The 18,251-nt window shown below is 48.8% G+C and carries 11 protein-coding genes and 3 pseudogenes; 4 read left to right on the top strand and 10 right to left on the bottom strand.

Going from position 1 to position 18,251, the window contains the following annotated elements:
- Nucleotides 1–332: 332 nt before the first annotated feature.
- The 4 genes and pseudogenes from lhgO to D908_RS0119260 form a co-directional block, all read right to left on the bottom strand.
- The gene (gene lhgO, locus D908_RS11350; protein ID WP_005524065.1) at nucleotides 333–1,544 is read right to left on the bottom strand and encodes an L-2-hydroxyglutarate oxidase; all 1,212 of its coding nucleotides are present in this window, start codon (nucleotides 1,542–1,544) and stop codon (nucleotides 333–335) included.
- Nucleotides 1,541–3,681: pseudogene (locus D908_RS0119270) on the bottom strand (TRAP transporter permease). Before D908_RS0119270 ends, lhgO begins: the two are co-directional and overlap by 4 nt.
- A 176-nt stretch (nucleotides 3,682–3,857) precedes the next feature.
- On the bottom strand, nucleotides 3,858–4,865 hold the full coding sequence (locus D908_RS11355; RefSeq protein ID WP_000810877.1) for a TAXI family TRAP transporter solute-binding subunit: 1,008 nt from the start codon (nucleotides 4,863–4,865) through the stop codon (nucleotides 3,858–3,860).
- Between the two features lie 311 nt (nucleotides 4,866–5,176).
- Nucleotides 5,177–6,531, bottom strand: a pseudogene (locus tag D908_RS0119260) (sigma-54-dependent transcriptional regulator).
- Between the two features lie 163 nt (nucleotides 6,532–6,694).
- On the opposite strand from D908_RS0119260, the pseudogene D908_RS0119255 reads away from it, so the two are divergent.
- Nucleotides 6,695–8,748, top strand: a pseudogene (locus tag D908_RS0119255) (sensor histidine kinase).
- A gap of 119 nt (nucleotides 8,749–8,867) precedes the next feature.
- Here the strand turns inward: D908_RS0119255 and D908_RS11360 are convergent.
- Nucleotides 8,868–10,037: a lytic polysaccharide monooxygenase gene (locus D908_RS11360; protein WP_000873603.1), complete on the bottom strand. Its 1,170-nt coding sequence runs from the start codon at nucleotides 10,035–10,037 to the stop codon at nucleotides 8,868–8,870.
- A gap of 424 nt (nucleotides 10,038–10,461) precedes the next feature.
- Between D908_RS11360 and D908_RS11365 the strand changes: the two genes are divergently transcribed.
- The 3 genes from D908_RS11365 to glpQ all read left to right on the top strand — a co-directional run bounded on the left by D908_RS11365 (nucleotide 10,462) and on the right by glpQ (nucleotide 13,795).
- Entirely contained in the window at nucleotides 10,462–10,809 is a 348-nt protein-coding gene (locus tag D908_RS11365; RefSeq protein WP_001226296.1) for a DUF3316 domain-containing protein, read from the top strand.
- 401 nt (nucleotides 10,810–11,210) lie between these two features.
- On the top strand, nucleotides 11,211–12,569 hold the full coding sequence (gene glpT, locus D908_RS11370; protein ID WP_000466972.1) for a glycerol-3-phosphate transporter: 1,359 nt from the start codon (nucleotides 11,211–11,213) through the stop codon (nucleotides 12,567–12,569).
- A 158-nt stretch (nucleotides 12,570–12,727) separates the two neighbouring features.
- Complete coding sequence (gene glpQ / locus D908_RS11375) at nucleotides 12,728–13,795, top strand: glycerophosphodiester phosphodiesterase (protein ID WP_005524061.1); 1,068 nt, start codon at nucleotides 12,728–12,730, stop codon at nucleotides 13,793–13,795.
- 44 nt (nucleotides 13,796–13,839) lie between these two features.
- Here glpQ and D908_RS11380 read toward each other — a convergent pair whose 3' ends face one another.
- The 5 genes from D908_RS11380 to rbsK all read right to left on the bottom strand — a co-directional run bounded on the left by D908_RS11380 (nucleotide 13,840) and on the right by rbsK (nucleotide 18,174).
- Complete coding sequence (locus D908_RS11380; protein ID WP_005524060.1) at nucleotides 13,840–14,520, bottom strand: Crp/Fnr family transcriptional regulator; 681 nt, start codon at nucleotides 14,518–14,520, stop codon at nucleotides 13,840–13,842.
- 123 nt (nucleotides 14,521–14,643) lie between these two features.
- Nucleotides 14,644–15,381, bottom strand: coding sequence for a nucleoside phosphorylase (locus tag D908_RS11385; protein WP_005524058.1), 738 nt, complete (start codon nucleotides 15,379–15,381; stop codon nucleotides 14,644–14,646).
- Nucleotides 15,378–16,112 carry a nicotinamide riboside transporter PnuC gene (gene pnuC, locus D908_RS11390; protein WP_032467576.1) on the bottom strand — a complete coding sequence of 245 codons (735 nt, stop codon included), beginning with the start codon at nucleotides 16,110–16,112 and terminating at the stop codon, nucleotides 15,378–15,380. The genes D908_RS11385 and pnuC overlap by 4 nt, the downstream gene beginning before the upstream one ends.
- Nucleotides 16,113–16,238: 126 nt before the next feature.
- Nucleotides 16,239–17,243: a substrate-binding domain-containing protein gene (locus tag D908_RS11395; RefSeq protein WP_005524056.1), complete on the bottom strand. Its 1,005-nt coding sequence runs from the start codon at nucleotides 17,241–17,243 to the stop codon at nucleotides 16,239–16,241.
- Nucleotides 17,244–17,253: 10 nt separating this feature from the next.
- The gene (gene rbsK, locus D908_RS11400; RefSeq protein WP_005524055.1) at nucleotides 17,254–18,174 is read right to left on the bottom strand and encodes a ribokinase; all 921 of its coding nucleotides are present in this window, start codon (nucleotides 18,172–18,174) and stop codon (nucleotides 17,254–17,256) included.
- Between the last annotated feature and the right edge of the window lie 77 nt (nucleotides 18,175–18,251).

Genomic DNA, 18,251 nt, shown 5'->3' with positions numbered 1-18,251 from the left:
CTGAATTTCGGCAGCAGCAACCCACAGAATCTGAGCTAGTTGAGCAGCAACAGACTCCGGACAAAGACAACCGGGTTACGGATTCATTATTAGTTACCGAACATCATTTCGGTAGAATCGCCATATCGGCAACGAGACAAGCATTCCAACTTAGCCAGTGAAACATCTTAGAAATGAGAATTTGTGCCAGAAAACAGGCAACAAGAACAATATAATTCGCGCACATGATTACAATAGAATCAATAAAAAACAATGATAAATAAGAATTTTTAAATATTACCGATTGAAATAGCGGAGAAAATGCTCACTGTAATCAGCGAGCATGAATTGGATTAACTTGGCGATTTCTCAGCGATTTTGTCACACAGATATTCGCCAATGGGCATCGCGGAGGTGGCCGCGGGAGAAGGTGCGTTACACACATGCAAACTGCGTGGGCTTTCAGCAAACAGAAAATCGTGCACCAGCGTACCATCACTTAATACCGCTTGGGCACGAATGCCCGCAGGGTAAGGCTGAAGATCCGCCAGTTCGATACTTGGGCAGTATTTACGTACCAACTGTAAGTAGCCCGCTTTCCACCATGAGTTTTTCATTTCGACCATGCCAGTTTTAAAGTGCTTGGTGCTCACTTTCCAAAAGCCGGGGAAGCGAACCATCTCCCACACATCACGCAGGCTAACATTCCATCTACCATAACCTTCACGCTTAAAACCTTGAACGGCATTGGGACCAACGGTCACGCTGCCATCAATCATGCGGGTTAAATGTACACCGAGAAACGGCAATTCAGGATCGGGGATCGGGTAGATAAGATGACGCACCACTTGGTTATGCCTTGGTGCCAAACGGTAGTATTCGCCACGATAGGGGATGATCTGAAAATCCGTCGGCAAACCGAGCATCTTGGTTAAGCGATCGGCCATTAAGCCTGAGCAGCTAACTAGAAATCTGGTCTGATAACTCACGCGTTGGTTCTTCTGTTGGCAAGTTAGCGTGACCGAGGATGGCGTTTCCTCAAGCCCCACCACTTCCGTGCCAATTTTCACTTCGCCACCCAACTGCATAAAGGCTTCGGCCATTTTCTCAGTCACCAGACAATAATTGACGATACTGGTCGCTTTGACCAAGATCGCCCCCAAACCACGGATATTAGGTTCCGCCAACTTCAACTGCACAGCATCCAGCTTTTCAACGTCGATCTGATTTTGTAAGCAGCGATCATAGAGAGCGTGCATACGTTCAAGCTCTTGCTCATTGGTAGCCACCAGCAACTTGCCGCAGTTCTCGACTGGAATATTGTTTTGCGCGCAAAACGCCAAGGTGCGTTCGACTCCGCGCTTACAAAAATCGGCCTTCAAACTGCCGGGGGCATAATAGACCCCCGCATGGATCACCCCACTGTTGTGGCCGGTTTGATGGCGGGAGAATCCCGCCTCTTTTTCCACCAGCAGAATCGATTTTTCCGGATAACGCTGTTTAAGCTGCCAAGCCGTGGAGACGCCGACAATACCGCCTCCGACAATCACGTAATCATAAATCATGCAGATTTCGCCTCCTGCACCGCCGAATTTGCTCGCTCAACGCGAGTTGATGATTTTCGTGTGTAGATAAAAATCGCCACAAATAACGCCACACAAACTAAACGGATCCAAATCGGTAAATTTGGCCACACCAACACCACACCGATCACCGCCAGCACTAAGCGCAACAGCACATTCAGCGGCCCTTCCAGATAGCCTTCAATCGCGCCAATCATGGCGTAGGTGCCAAAAATCGCAAAGATACCGATAGTGACAACCGTGGTCACGTCCCAACTGATTAGCTGGGTATAGGCAATCAACACGGGGACCAAATACAAGCCTTTGGCAATTTTCCACGCGGTAAACCCAGTACGCATCGGCGGCGTTTTGGCGATGGTGGCCGCTGCAAATGCCGTCAAACACACCGGTGGCGTCACGTTACTGTCTTGCGAGAGCCAGAAAATGATGAGATGCGCCGAAAGCAGAGCCAGACCAATCGCTTCTAACCCTAAGCTTTGTTGTAGCAAGGTTTCCACAAAATCTGCGGGAACAAGACTAATCAGCTCATGGGCTTTTTCCGCCGCCATGGGTGCATTGAGCAAGCTCAGTTGATCCGGCGCCGCCAGCATGAAAATCGCTTTGGCTTGTTCCGGTAACTGACCCGAAACCATTAAGTCCACCAACTGGCTTTCTGCCAGCAGCTTGTACAGCGCAGGCGCAGAAAGCGTACCCAAAACAATGTACGCTGCCGTCACAGGCAGCCCCATACCAAGCACCAAAGAAGCCAAAGTGATCAACACCAGCATGGTCAGCAGATCGCCATTCGCCCAGTTGTTGATCATCAGTGAGAAGGTATTGCCGATGCCCGTTGTACTGATCACGTTAATCACCAAGCCGATGCCGACCAGCAATACCGCGGTGGTTGCCATGTTTTTCGCACCTTGCTCCAACGCTTCAATGATCGCTTTGGGCCCCATTTTGTGATTTTTGGAAAACCAAGAAGCCACAATCACCGACAAAATCGACAAGCCCGCCGCATACGTTGGGGTAAAGCCTACCACCAATAAGGTCACTAACACGGCGAGTGGGATCAAGTTATGCCAACCCGATACCAATACTTTCAGGAAAGGTTCTTGGCTCGCCGCGACAATTTGTACACCCGTGCGTTTGGCTTCAATCCGCACGAAGAACGCGACGGAAAGGAAATAGATGAGTGCAGGAATAAACGACACCGCAACAATATCCACATACGGGATCTGCGTGTACGACGCCATAATGAACGCGCCTGCGCCCATCACTGGCGGCATCAGTTGCCCCCCCGTCGAAGCTGCGGCTTCCACACCTGCGGCGAAACGTGCGGGAAAGCCCGCTTTTTTCATCATGGGAATGGTGATCACACCCGTTGATACCGTATTCGCGACACTAGAGCCTGAAACCGACCCCATCAAACCCGAAGCCAGTACAGCAATAAAACCGGGGCCCCCACCACTTTACCTGCCGCAGCGCGTGACACATCCATGATGTAATCGCCGACACCAGAGCGCACTAAGAAGGCACCAAACAGGATGAACATGAACACGAAGCTCCAACTGATTGCCGCAATCGAGCCAAACATGCCTTCGGAGGAATAGAAACTGCGATACAGCAGCGTTTCGGCACTTAAGCCGGGAAAATGGAAAATGCCGCCTGCCCATTTGCCCCAGACCGAAACATAGGTCAGACAGATCAAAATCAACGTAGGGATAAACCAGCCCATGGTGCGACGGATCATCTCCATCACAATCAAGATCGCGAGAATTGAGAACACCCAATCGCTGGTGACAAACTTCACACCGCGCTCATAGAGCGCATCTTCCTCCAGCATCAAATAGATCAAGCACGCCAGTGCCAGCAGCGCTAACAACACATCAAACGCAAGCGCAACTTTGCTCTCACGCCAACGAGGTAAGGCGGGATACCAAAGCGCGCAAATCATCGCGAACCCCGCGAAGTGGATGGCCGAAATCCACAATTCTGACCACGTGGATAAAGTGTTAAACCAAATGTGCGCCAGCGACAGCAGCACACACAATACGGAAATCGTGCGCGTTACCCAACCAAAACGGGTACGGGTTGGCACTTCGAACTTTTCCAGTTCTTGTTCTACTGAATTGCTCATTGCGTTACTCCAACAGCGAGACAACTAAGCCATACCCCCCGCGCGAAGCAGCCGTATTGCAACCACTTCCGGCGGTTTGGGGATAGACGAATGGAAACAGTGATGCCCTTTAGATTTATCTGATGTGTAAAGGGCAAGACTGCCCGCTCCCGAGCAGTCTTTCGCGTTCACCGAACTTACTGTGGCATCAAGTGAGCTGGAATTTTAATCCCCACTTCTTGGTAGTAACGCGCCGCACCGGCGTGCAGTGGCATGGGCAAGCCTTCGATGGCTTTCTCAATAGCCATATCTTTGGTCGCTTTGTGGATGCCTTGTAAGAAAGCTAAGTTCTCGTACATGGCTTTAGTGAGCTGATATACATCCTCTTCCGAAATGTCGGTGCGCACCGCGAGGAAGTTCGGCTGAGCAATTGTGGTGATGGTTTTATCGACACCCGGATAGGTGTTCGCCGGAATATCAAACTTGGTCCATAAGTTGTAGTTACCGTTGGCTTGTTTGATCTGCTCATCAGTGAAAGAGAGAATCTTGATGTCGTTGCCCATCGCCGCAAAAGCTTGAGTCACCGCACCAACCGGCACACCCGCAGGCGTGTTCATGCCGTCAATGGTGCCATTTTGCAGCGCACTAGCACTGCCGCCGTAACCCAAATAAGCCAGATTAAAGGTATCAGGGTCAACGCCAATCCCTTTCATGATCTGCCGACCAGAAAATTCCGTGCCTGAGTTTTTCGAACCAATCGAAAACTTTTTCCCTTTCATGCTGGCCAGATCGGCAATGGTGCCGGTTGGCGCGAGATCAGAGCGCACAATAAAGTGCTCCACGTTCTGCCACAGCATAGAGACGGAACGCAATTGGTTTTGACGCTCCGCATACGGGCCTTCGCCCGCCCATGCCCAAGCACCGTACAAACCTTGCAAAATCGCGAACTGCGCTTCGTTATCGTTCATCAACTTCACGTTTTCACCCGATCCTGCCGAGCTAATCGCGGAGAGTGAAAAGTGGTAGCTCGGGGTGAGTTTGACTTTAGTCAGGGTCGCCAGAGCTACACCTACGGGGTAATAGGTTCCTCCGGTTGACGCGGTGGCAAGAATGTAGCTACGTTCTTCGGCTGCGTAAGCTCCACCGATTAAACCAAACGAAGTGATGGCGGCTAATAGGGTTTGCGTAAGGCGCTTTTGTTTCATCGTTACTCTCCATGTTGTGATTATTTTTCGATGCTGCACCGTTTCCAAATACGGGTGTCGTACAGCATTGGCAATATCACTAACAGCAAAGAAGATGCCAAAAATTAATTCATTGTTTTATAAGTAATTAATTTTCAACACAGATAAAGATGAGCAGAATCTTGCTGATTGAGCCTACACAGCATCAGCAAAAAACCAGCCGATCATAGCGCGTGTTTTAGGCTCAAAAATCAGGAGAGCGATCACGCGAGGTTAATTAAATGTGATCGATGTTAATAAAAGCCATTGAAAAGTGATGAGCAAAATTTTGCTCATTCCTCTTGCGAAGTAAAATCACCGCGGAGCAAACCAAACTTCTGCATTTTCTGATTCAGGGTGCGCCTAGGCAGATCCAGCTCTTTCATCACTTCACTGATGTTACCTTGATGACGATGCAGCGCCTGAGCGATCACTTTACGTTCAAAATTGTGCACTTGAATGGCCAGCGGTAACCCCGCCGAGGCTTCTTCTTCGGTCATACCCGGACGTGAAACCAGAATTTCCCCAACACTGATGGTGTCGTCATCCAGCGCATAACGCAGCGCGACATTACGCAGCTCGCGCACGTTGCCCGGCCAACGGTAACTGAGCAGCGCCAACCGATCCGCTTCACTCAGGCCGCGCCAAGTCGGTTTCACTTGTACGCAGAAGTGTTCAAACAGCAGCAAAATATCTTCCCCCCGCTCACGCAGCGGCGGTAAATACAGCTGCGCAACATTGAGACGATAGAACAGATCTTGGCGAAATTCCGCGTGCTGCCGCAGCTCTTCCTTAGCCGCCGCAATCACACGTAAGTCAATGGTGATCGGCTGATTACTTCCCACCCGCTCTACCACATGATCTTGCAGCACGCGGAGCACTTTCACTTGCATGGCCAGCGGCATGCTCTCGATTTCATCCAGAAACAGGGTGCCTTTATCGGCCAATTCAAGTTTGCCAATCCGACGCTTCACCGCACCGGTAAATGCGCCTGCTTCATGGCCGAACAGTTCACTTTCAAACAAGTTTTCTGGGATCGCACCACAGTTGATTGCCACAAACTGACCACGCTGACGCTCACTGGCTTGATGCAGACACTGCGCCACCAGCTCTTTGCCACAGCCAGTTTCTCCGTAAATGATCACGTTGGTATCCATCGCTGCGACTTTGGCAATTTGCTCGCGCAGCAGTTGAATCGACTTACACTGCCCAATCAAGATCTGCTCTAACCCTTTGGCAGAAGCAAGATAGTTGGCACGCGACTGCGATGACAGCGCGTTTTGGTACTGACTGACCGCTTGCGCCACGGTGTTGGCAAGGCGCTCCGGTTGGAATGGCTTCTCGATAAAATCGAACGCGCTTGATGCAGCGCTTTCACCGCCATGTCGACATCCCCGTGCCCAGTGATCAAAATTACTGGCGTTAGCGGCTGCACATTTTTCAATGCCACCAACAGACTCAACCCATCGGTATCGGGCAGGCGTACATCACTCACCACGACCGCGAAACTCTGCTGCTCAATCGCCGCTAACGCGGATGTGCCATCAGCAAACATCTCCACGTCAAACCCCGCCAGTTGTAACCACTGGCCTGTGGCTTGGCGCACAATGTCGTCGTCCTCAATCAATGCAATCCGTTGGCTTTCCACGCTTTATTCTCTGTTCTATTTATAGTGCGGCTAAAGTAAGCAAATTTGTCTGGCTTGGAAAGGAGCCGCCTCTCACTTCTGAGTAACCAGCAATTAACATTTATCGCTTTAGTTGTTAAGTTGAATAGCGGTAGTCGACGCACGTTTTAAATAGGATGAAGCTTTGAAACTCAATAAGGCAGGTTGGATTGTTCTGCTCATTTTGCTGATGATCGCGGTGAGATGGAGTTCGCACGCCATCAGTGAAAACTGGCAATTGGGGCAAGCACAGCGCCATGGCGAGCAGCGTTTGCTCGACTACATCAGTGATGTAAGGCGCACTCTAAGTCGCTTTTATCATTTGCCGTACCTGATTACCAATGAAGCCAACACACTCAAACTGTTTCAGGGCGATGATCGCCCACAAGCACAATTACAGCAGCAATTGGCGCAGCTCGATAAAGCCGCAAATACCAAAGGTTGGTACATACTGACACTCTCCGGCTCAGTATTGACCGCCAGTAAAAATGCCGAAAACTGGAAACTCTCTGATGGCAAAGCATCATCAATAAAATTTTGCAGCAGCGTGAAGGGATTTCGATTGTTACCAAATCCGTAGGCACTAAACCTATTTACTTTGTGGCGGCTCCGGTTTACTTAGATTTGGAAATCATCGGCGCAGTCGCGGTACAAGTTGACTTAAATTTGTTGGCCGATCAGTGGTTCGCCAGTGATGAGCTGATTTTATTTCAAAACGCCAACCACCATTATTTTCTCTCCAGCAGCTCCCTATACAGCGCCGATTGGATTGCCACCCATCCTGATGTTGCTCAAGCGGTGCAAAAGCGAACGCTATTTGATAGTACGCGCATCTCACTGTGGAATGTTGAAAAAGCGCCTTACCTTGCCCAATCGGTCACGCTGGATGATTTGAATTGGACCATTACTTATCTGACACCACTCAACACCATCAATGCAACGGTGATGTGGATCAGCACCAGCTCTGTCGTAACCGTTTTATTGCTGCTGTTGCTGGCAAGGCTACGTTATGAGCAGTATCAAAAGCGCCTGAGTGAAGCCAAGATTCAACAGGTGTTACTTGAGGCCGAAGAGCGGCAGCGCAATATGATCAACAAAACCCACGTTGGACTACTGCTGATAGATGGACAAGGCCGCATAGAAGAAATCAACCCGATGGCGAAGCGCTATTTCAGCCTATCGGAAAGCATGGTGCGTCACCTGCAAGCTTGGTCGCTGTTTGATACTGGGAATCCCAATGCTACGGTACCGCTGCTGCTGAAAAACCTCACTCGGCATCAAGAACTGGCTGACATTACTAATGTGGAAACGGTCGCGCGACGCAGTGATGGGAGTTTGTTTCCAGTGCTGTTCTCCCTGATTGCGGTCAGTTGGAAAGACCGCCGTCATTATTTGGTGACTCTGATTGATATCAGTAAGCGTAAAAAGGCTGAAATTGCACTACAGAATGCGAACCGCGATTTGCAACAACGCGTGGAAGAACGCACTGCAGCGTTGAAATCCGCTCAACAAGAGCTGATTGAAGCCAGCAAAATGGCAGCACTGGGCAGAATGTCGAGTGCGATCACCCATGAACTCAATCAACCCCTCACAGGTTTACGTACACTGCTTTCTAGCAATGAATTGCTCCTTGAACGAGGAGAAACACGACTGCTCAAAGCCAATACCAAGCTGGTACATTCTTTGATTGATCGTATGGCGGCGATGACCTCCCAACTTAAGTCCTTCGCGTTTAATCGCCCCGACGCTTTGCAAGCGATCTCGCTACCCGATGCATTACAGGAGATTTTGCGCATCCATCAAGCACGCTTGGCTCCGGTGGATGTTCGAGTTAGGCTTTCGAGCGATCTGCCTTTGGTGATGGGGGAAGAACAACGATTACGCCAAGTGCTCGGCAACTTGGTGTCGAACGCGTTAGATGCGATGGGTAAAACGCCCGAACCGAAGCTCAGCATCAGCGCCGTGAGTGAAGAACATCAAGTGATCGTGCGCGTAAGCGATAACGGCTGTGGTATTGCACCAGAACTCTTAACCACCATATTTGAACCGTTTCAAACCAGTAAGAAAATGGGTGAGGGATTAGGGCTTGGCCTTACGATTGTCGCCAACAGCATGCGTGATATACAAGGCAGTATTGTGGCAACGAATAACCCCGATGCGGGCATGACCTTCGAAATGCGCCTGCAGGCCGCCCAATAACGTCAACTGGATTAGTGTAGGAAAGAAAACAGGTTGTATTAGACAACCTGTTTTAGCTTTTAAAAGAGCCCTTTCACAACATTAAAGTGACTCTCTAACCGTAAAAAGAGGAGTAACGCTTAGCGCCACACACCCCATTCACCTGTGGTTCCTGGTTCTTCACCTTGTGTCCACCATTGTGCTGTCCAGCTTTTGCCATTATGAGTCACAACAGCACCCGCTGAATAAGCTTTACTTTTATCCCAAGCATTGTTGGGTTGAGTCGGTGGCGTGGTATCACCTTTGGTCAGAGACAAACGGTAGGTGAAATTACTGTTCGGTGCGAATACTTGGTTAGCGTAAAGGTTTTGCGTATCAAACATGTAATGGTTCATGGCTTGATGCCAAATACCAATGTACCACTCGCCATTTTTCAGTTGGTTAAATTGCCCAGCCAATTCTGCGGCCCATGTTCCCGTATTGTTCGCGGTAATAGGCAAAGTAATGTCGGTTGTTTCCATGCCTGTTGCATCAAAGGTACGTAAACGCACACTGTCACCCGATTCTACAGGGCCAAAGCCTTGTGGAACGTAGTAACCCAATGCGGTGAGATTAACTGGCTCTGCAGGATCAGTCGGCCCAGGAGGTGTGGTACTGCCACCAAAGGTGATGTCACTACAGTTATAGAAGCCTTCACCGCCCGCATCGACACGTTGCCAACGAGTATAAAGCACCGCATCGCCACTGCGACCTTGCGGCAGTGTGACTTTAAAGCGGTATTTCTTATCGCTTCCTGCAGCAACATCGTCCGAACTGCCCACCAATTCTAAGTCATTCCACGTAAGTGGCTGGCTGTGATCGTAACTGGCTTTACTTAAATAAAATTGCCAATAAGAGGGATTGTGTGGTGTCGCAGCATGGAAGACGACCTCGATTTGGCCATTCGCATCCAGTGTCACGCCCGTTTTTTGCCAATGTGCAGAAGGCACATTCAAACCAGCTTTGGCTTTATCCGCAGCAGAACATAACTCACCATCGACCACCACCGCTTTTACCGCCGCCATATCCCGATAGTTTTGCACGTTAGCTGATACTTCATTGCGCTGCACAAATGGGAAAGCGCCAGAAACATCATAAGCCGCCTGACAAGCTTGGTTAGGGATCGTGTTATCCCAAAAACCGCCATCAAGGTAACAGGTATTTTGCCTTGCGCTAGGAAACTCCACCCACCCATGCGCCTGAACGCTCGTAGAGAGAAGAGAACCTAACACTACGGTGCCTAGCGCACTGATTTTTAGTCCGTATTTCATGATTATTCCTTATCGATTCTGACTATTGTTACTGGCCATCGTTGTTTACAAATGGCCAACAAAAGCTAGCAATAACCAAAAAATAGCGTGTCAATTCCAACGCAAAGTGCTGAGGAAAATGGTCAATTTGCTGACTACTTTCCATCACCGACTTGCAACGTTGTCTGCTTGCGTTAGACCTTCGAGGCACTTCAAACTATACTTTTATCAAATGTTAACCACTGGTTAAGGATTGACAGTGTCAATAAATCCGCCAGTAACTCGGCTTATATCAGAAATCTCAACCGCACTTTTTCGAAAGCTTTACCCAGCATGACGGACTCTTTACAAAGCCATTGATAGGATAGATACATCTCTCGGAAAGAGAGCTAAATCATCACTCTTAAAAATCAAACGAAGTTTGCTAAACAAGAAGGAAATCAATATGAGAAAAATCATTCTAGGCCTTGCTGCTTTAACCCTCAGTGCTAGCGTTTTTGCATCTATGGATACCAGCTATGAAGCTCGTACTCTAGAAGCTGGTGTCTACGCCACTCAAGACCAAGCTTATGCTGCAGGGGTTAAGAAAACAGAGCAGTTACAGACTTTGCCAACCAAAACACTCGCGAATGAACTTTCCGTGTGGGGCAGCAAAGTGTTACCGCAAACCTTAAAAATCGATGACACCGAAGTCTTAGTCGAATCGGTCTCCGCGAAAGCTGGTGATACCCAATATCGTTCTATGGTGAAAGTGAATTACCACTACCAAACGCGTGATACTGGCCGTGACTAATTTACTAACTGTAGATGGCAACGGAATGCCATCACTTTGTTCTTTTTCTTTCCTTTATAAATCATTCACTCATTTCATCTGAATATTTTTCGCTCAACAATTTTATTTGAGCGAATGAAACACAATCCCTTCATAAGACTTGCCTAATTTTCTTAAACATGGATTTTTTGCGATTTAAATCAACAAAATCGAAAATTTACAATTTGTTTTTATTAGTAAAATAATTCACGTGCCACATCAATCACAGTAATAACAATTCAGAAACATAAGAATCTCGTCACTTTCGAACGAAAATAAATTGCTCGTTCGCCATTTCTTTACTGTGGTTATACCCATTTTTGTGCAGCGGAATGCCAGACAGTAAAGGTTTTTATACCATCGCAAAAAACAATGAGGTCAATATGTTTGGGATCTTCAAACCAGCAGCTCATACCGAGCGGCTGTCGTCTGACAAGATCGACAGCGCCTACTCTCGCCTTCGTTGGCAACTTTTCATCGGCATTTTTGTTGGCTATGCCGGTTATTACCTAGTTCGAAAAAACTTCAGCTTGGCGATGCCCTACCTCATCGAACAAGGCTTTAGCCGTGGCGATCTGGGTGTGGCATTGGGCGCGGTTTCGATCGCGTATGGTCTGTCTAAATTTTTGATGGGGAACGTCTCTGACCGTTCTAACCCGCGTTACTTTCTCAGTGCAGGCCTACTTCTCTCCGCTATCGTGATGTTCTGTTTCGGGTTTATGCCTTGGGCAACCGGCAGCATCACCGCAATGTTTATTTTGCTGTTCTTAAACGGCTGGTTCCAAGGCATGGGTTGGCCTGCTTGTGGCCGTACTATGGTGCACTGGTGGTCACGCAAAGAACGTGGGGAGATTGTTTCAGTCTGGAACGTCGCCCACAACGTGGGTGGTGGCTTGATTGGCCCAATCTTCTTGCTCGGTTTGTGGATGTTTAACGATGATTGGCGCACCGCGTTTTATGTGCCAGCCTTCTTCGCCACACTGGTTGCGATCTTTATCTGGATCACCATGCGTGATACGCCACAATCTTGCGGCCTGCCACCGATTGAAGAGTACAAAAATGACTATCCCGATGATTACGATAAATCGCATGAAAACGAGATGAGCGCGAAAGAGATCTTCTTTAAGTACGTTTTCAACAACAAATTGCTGTGGTCAATCGCTATTGCTAACGCCTTCGTTTACCTGATCCGCTACGGTGTACTCGACTGGGCTCCGGTTTACCTCAAAGAAGCCAAACACTTCACCGTTGATAAATCTTCTTGGGCTTACTTCCTGTACGAGTGGGCGGGCATTCCGGGTACTTTGCTGTGTGGTTGGATTTCCGACAAAGTATTTAAAGGCCGCCGCGCGCCAGCTGGCATCCTGTTCATGGTGTTGGTAACGCTTGCCGTTCTGGTTTACTGGTTCAACCCAGCTGGCAACCCAGCAGTGGATATGGCCGCTCTGGTCGCGATCGGCTTCCTGATCTACGGCCCTGTGATGTTGATTGGCCTTTATGCGCTTGAACTGGCTCCGAAGAAAGCCGCTGGTACAGCGGCAGGTCTAACAGGTCTATTTGGTTACTTAGGTGGCGCAGTAGCAGCTAACGCCGTATTGGGTTACACCGTTGACCACTTCGGCTGGGATGGCGGCTTCATGATCCTCGTGGCCTCCTGTGTCATTTCAGTGATCTGTCTGCTTTACGCTTTTGTTGGTGAACGTGCTCACCATAACGAAAAACTGAAACAAGCGGCCGTTTAGAGCACGCCTGTCATCAACTAATAACGTTAGCGTGGTTTTATATCCCCCACCTCGCCGCGCTCTTGCCTGATTAAGAGCGCGGCAACTCAATATCCCCAACCCATAGGAATTGCATGTTTTGCACCTGTTGGCTGGGAATAACAAAAAAGGATTTCATGATGCTTAAACCATTCTCGCTTTCTCTGCTGGCTCTGGCCTGCTCAACTTCTCTATTTTCAGGCATTGTTTCCGCAGAACCGTTAGTGATTGCTCACCGTGGAGCCTCTGGCTACTTGCCAGAACATACTCTAGAAGCCAAAACACTGGCTTATGCGATGAAGCCGGATTACATCGAACAAGATGTAGTGATGACTAAAGACGATCAACTCGTGGTGTTACATGATCACTATTTGGATCGCGTCACCGATGTTGCAGAGCGTTTCCCCAATCGCGCACGAGCCGATGGCCGTTACTATGCGATTGACTTTACGCTGGCCGAAATTAAAACCTTGCGCGTGACGGAAGGCTTCAATATTGATGATCAAGGTAAAAAAGTCGCCGGCTTTCCCGATCGTTTCCCTTTATGGAAAGGGGATTTCACCGTCCCGACTCTGGCAGAAGAAATTGAGCTGATTCAAGGGCTAAACCAAACTCTGGGTTATGACATCGGTATCTACCCCGAGATCAAAGCCCCTTGGTTCCATCGCAAAGAAGGCAAAGACATTTCTCAAGCGGTCCTCAAAGTGCTGAAGCAGTATGGTTACGACAGCAAAGACGACAAAATCTATCTGCAGTGTTTTGATCCTATCGAGCTAAAACGCATTAATGATGAGCTGCTGCCAGCGATGAAGATGGATCTCAACCTGGTACAGCTGCTGGCGTACACCGACTGGGATGAAACCATGGTTTATCAAGGTGACCAAGCCACACCCTATGACTATGACTGGATGTTTGCCGAAGGCGGCATGGCCAAAGTCGCGCAATATGCGGATGGCATCGGCCCGTGGAAACCTATGTTGGTTGATGATGCTTCAACCAAAGGCAACATCATTATTAAGCCGTTGATGAAGCAAGCGAAAGATGCTGGTCTGGTGGTGCATCCTTACACCTTCCGTGCCGATAAAGGGCGCATTGCACCTTGGGCAGACAACTTCGAAGGAATGTTGGATGTGTTCTACAACCAAGTGAAAGTGGATGGTCTGTTCACTGACTTCCCCGATAAAGCGGTGGCTTTCTTAAATCAATAATGCTTTAAGCAAGACTGATTGCGAATAAGCGAGGGACACCTCGCTTATTCAAAGCTGACCACAAAAGCACGCAAAGCTTCAATGTCTTTGATGACGAGCCCACGCTCGCCTTTTTCGACCAATCCCCTATCCACCAACTCTTTCACTGCACGGCGATACACTCGGCTTGACGTACCGAAGCGCTCCGCTTCTGGCTCCATCCTTTCAAAGCCACCCAAATTGACCTGCGTATCGTGGTGTAGCAGCAGATCATGCGCGATGTTAAAACTGATTGAATGCATCAAACGCTGCGTGTAAATGTCCAGCGACTCTTGGTAATCCTGCGCTAAAGCAGACGCAAAAAACAGGCTAAGAACAGGTTGCTGTTCAAGGCACTCTTGCAGCTTCTGAGCACAAATGACCGCTGCTTGAATCGGCTCTTCGGCCACCACATTCCACTGACAAGGCATGGCGGTAAAAAACTCCATCTCGCCAAAAAGGTGATCGTCACACTGCACTTCACCGAGTTGAAAACGGCGTCCATTAGCCGCCAGAATATTCATCGAAACTCGGCCGCAAGACACCACATACAGAGACTCAACAGGTTGGCCTTGCTGCAACAGCGTTTCACCCGCATCAAACCTTTTTGTCGCCGTTTGGCACTGAGCCAACGCCAGACGAAACGCAGGCAGTTGCGTATTCAAATAGCCTGAAAAACGGCCGGTAGTGTTAGCGGTAAGTTGCATAGCGTTTTGAAATTCGATTCACATGGGCATAGGCTACCTGTTTTTTGCCACTAGGCGAAGCTCTACGGTGATGCCTCGCCCAACGAAGAATACCGTTCATTGAGCGAGGCCATATTATGCACCTTAAGAAGATTGGAATTTAAGTGCGTTTAACGCATGCAAAGCAGCACGTGCAGCCAGCGTTTCTCCCTGCATCATCATTTGATCGGCATTGACGTATTGATTCACGCCCTCTTGCACATCTTGCTCATACAACACCACATTATTGAGAACGGAAGCAACCTGTAGACCGCGTAAACGGCCAACCGTAAGCAGTGCAGAGGTTTCCATATCCGCCGCAAGAATCCCCTTGCGATTCCAATAACGGCACAATTCTGCTTCTTCATCGGTGTAAAAGCTGTCATGCGAGCGAACAATACCTCTGTGAGTGGGTACTGCCTGCGCAGCTAGGAAGCGTTGCATCTCCACCACCAATTCGAAACTTGAGTATGCGGGATAAGCGGCATTAATATACGCCTTTGAGCCACCTTCATCACGTACTGCACCTTCCACCAAAATCAGTTCACCTAATCCGATCTCCGGCTGCATTGCGCCTGCGGAACCCACTCGCACAATGGCTTTTGCACCACTTCGCGCTAGCTCTTCCGCCGCAATGATCATGGATGGTGCACCAATTCCTGTGCTGCATACGGTGATCGGTTGCCCTTCAAACTCACCACTGAATAAGCGGTATTCTCGGTTTTCAGCGACAAGCTCTGCGTTATTCAACAAGCTGGCAATACGATTCGCACGATTCGGTTCACCGCAGACCACAACACGTGGCGCAACTTGGGCAACATTAATGTGGGGTTGAATGCTCATGCTGTTGCCTCATTGGTCAGGTTTTTTTCTGCATTATGACGAGCGGTTTGCATCCAAGCTCGAGTGCCATTGGCGGCAATGAACAGCAAAATCGCGTATTCGATAGAGAGGGCATACACTCCTTGCGCCGCATAAATTCCGACACTGATGATGTTGATCACCACCCACAGAATCCAGTTTTCCACATATTTACGCGTCATCAAAATCTGCGCCACCACCGAAAGTACCGTCATCGTCGCATCCCAGAATGGGAAAGCATCCGGAGATAACACTGGGCGATCCAGTTGCGCGCCGAACAGATTCAATACATCAACGGTAATATTGGCTAAAGAAAAGAATACCGGATCGATGTAAATGGTCATCAAGATAATGCTGATCACGCTAATGCATGCTGTGAGCAGCAATTTTTGGCGGCTCATCCAACGCACAACGAGCGTATCCCCTTGAGCATTGGGCCGAGTCCACGCATACCAGCCATAAATGTTGGCGCAGAAGAAAAACAGCTGGAGCAACAAGATTCCATACAGTTGAATCTGATAGAAAATCACCGCAAACAGCGTGACATTAATCAGGCCAAATAAGTAGTTAATAGTTTTCTCTTGGCTCGCAAACCAGATACACAGCAAACCAAACAGCGTTCCCACCGCTTCAATCCACGACATGGCATATCCGCCACCTATCGGAATATTGACTAAGGTGTGGTTAATATCAAAAAAAGTCATCAGTTCCATCGTGTTCTATCTCTCATTGTTATGGGTTTTGTTCACTATAAGGTGTGGAACCATAATGCCAGAGGACATTTGTCCTCTTCGATTGGCTTGGATCATAAATTAGAACAATGGGAAGAATGAAGGCGGCTAGCCGAGTTTTCGTACGCTACTACGCACCACTAAAGTAGGCTCTAACTGTACCACTTGCGCGGTGGTGTCTGGATTTTCCAACCGATAAAGCAGAGTATCGATGGCGGCTTTGCCGAGGCGATATTTAGGCTGATGAATGGTGGTTAAAGCAGGAGACATAAACTTGGCGATATGCACATCATCGTAACCAATCAGGGAGATATCATCAGGCACTCGCAGACCTCGCAGGTTAGCTGCTTGAATCACACCCATCGCCATCATGTCGTTACACACAAACAGTGCGCTCGGCAGTTTTCCACGTTCACAAAGCTTTTCAAATGCGTTGTAGCCACCTTCACACTCAAAGTCAGATTCAACAATCCAATCCGGGTTGATGGCAATTCCTTTTTCCGACAATGCTCTCTTATAGCCTTCATAACGCATTTGCGCTTGATGGCGAATCAGAGGTCCAGTGATACAACCAATTTCTCTGTGTCCGCACTCAATCAGATGTTTGGCCGCCATGTAGCCGCCTTGCAGTGAGTTGTCTTGAATTTTGTCACTGGCAAACAGGATTGGGCCCCAGTCCATGACGACAACAGGAATATCGGGATAACGATCAAACACATCCAACCGTTCTCCCTCAAGGGTTGAACACATCAGCAATAAACCATCAACACGTTTTTGCAGCAAGGTATTGATGCTGGCTTTCATGCGTTGGTTATCGCCTTCAGTGTTGCACAAAATCAGGTTATAACCTTTGTGATAGCAACTGCGTTCTACACCTTTTACTACTTCACCAAAGAAAGGGTTGGTTGAAGTTGTCACCAACATACCGATGGTTTGGGTACGGTTCATTTTTAGGCTACGCGCGAGGGCTGAAGGCGCGTAATTGAGTTGCTGAGCCGCATTATTCACCCGCTCAGCAATTTCATCACTCACAAAACGACTCTTGTTGATCACGTGGCTCACAGTTGAAGTGGAGACGCCAGCAAGTCGAGCGATATCCTTCATGGTGGCCATGTGTTTTCTCCTATGAGTGTTCTGCTAAAAAGGCATCAACTTCCGCACGAGTGGGAATAGAGGTTTGCGCACCAAAGCGTGTTACCGAGATCGCGGCAGCGGCATGGGCAAACTTAATGGCTGATTCTAGAGGCATTTCTTGCAACAAGCCAGTCACCAATGCACCGTTAAAGGTATCACCTGCGGCGGTGGTGTCCGTGGCTTTCACCACAAAACCGGGAATTCGTTGTCCGCGACCATTTTGGCTTAACCACACGCCCTTTGAACCAAGGGTAATAATGACAATCTCGATGCCTTTACAGTGTAAAGCGTCCGCCGCTTGCTGCGCACTGGCCTCATCCGAGACCGTAATTCCGGTGAGCACTTCCGCTTCGGTTTCATTCGGCGTAATCAGATCCACACATTGCAGCAGTTCATCAGGCAACTCACGGGCGGGAGCAGGGTTAAGAATCACATTGGTTTTTGCCGCTTTCGCTTCTTGCGCCGCTTTTAAAATACCATCGAGCGGCGTTTCCAATTGCATCAGCAGATAACGTGCATCACGAATCGCCGCGAGATCGGGCTCAATCGCGGCAGCAGTCAACTTGGCATTGGCTTCTGCTGAAATGCAGATGCTGTTTTCTCCGCTATCTGAAACTTGAATCATCGCAATGCCGGTTGGGCAGTTAGGTTGCAGTTTCACACCGGCAGTATTGATGCCATCTAGCTTAAAACTCTCACGAATATTAATACCAAACGAATCATCACCAACACAGGCGATAAAACCCACATCGGCTTGCATACGCGCGGCGGCAACCGCTTGATTCGCCCCTTTACCACCGGGAATGACTTGATAATTGCGCCCGTGTAAGGTTTCTCCGGGGCGAGGAAATGAAGGCACTTGCAGCACATGGTCTGCATTGACGCTACCCAGAACCACCAACTTATTCATACGGTTATCCTTTGTATTAATGAGGAAAAACAGAGTGGTTTAATGGCTGATACCCTTTCAATTTGTTGGGCAGAGCG

The sequence above is a fragment of the Vibrio mimicus CAIM 602 genome, from assembly GCF_000338875.1.
Taxonomy (GTDB): domain Bacteria; phylum Pseudomonadota; class Gammaproteobacteria; order Enterobacterales; family Vibrionaceae; genus Vibrio; species Vibrio mimicus.
Note: the sequence above shows the minus strand (reverse complement) of the source record. Positions and strands in the feature narration are given on the sequence as shown.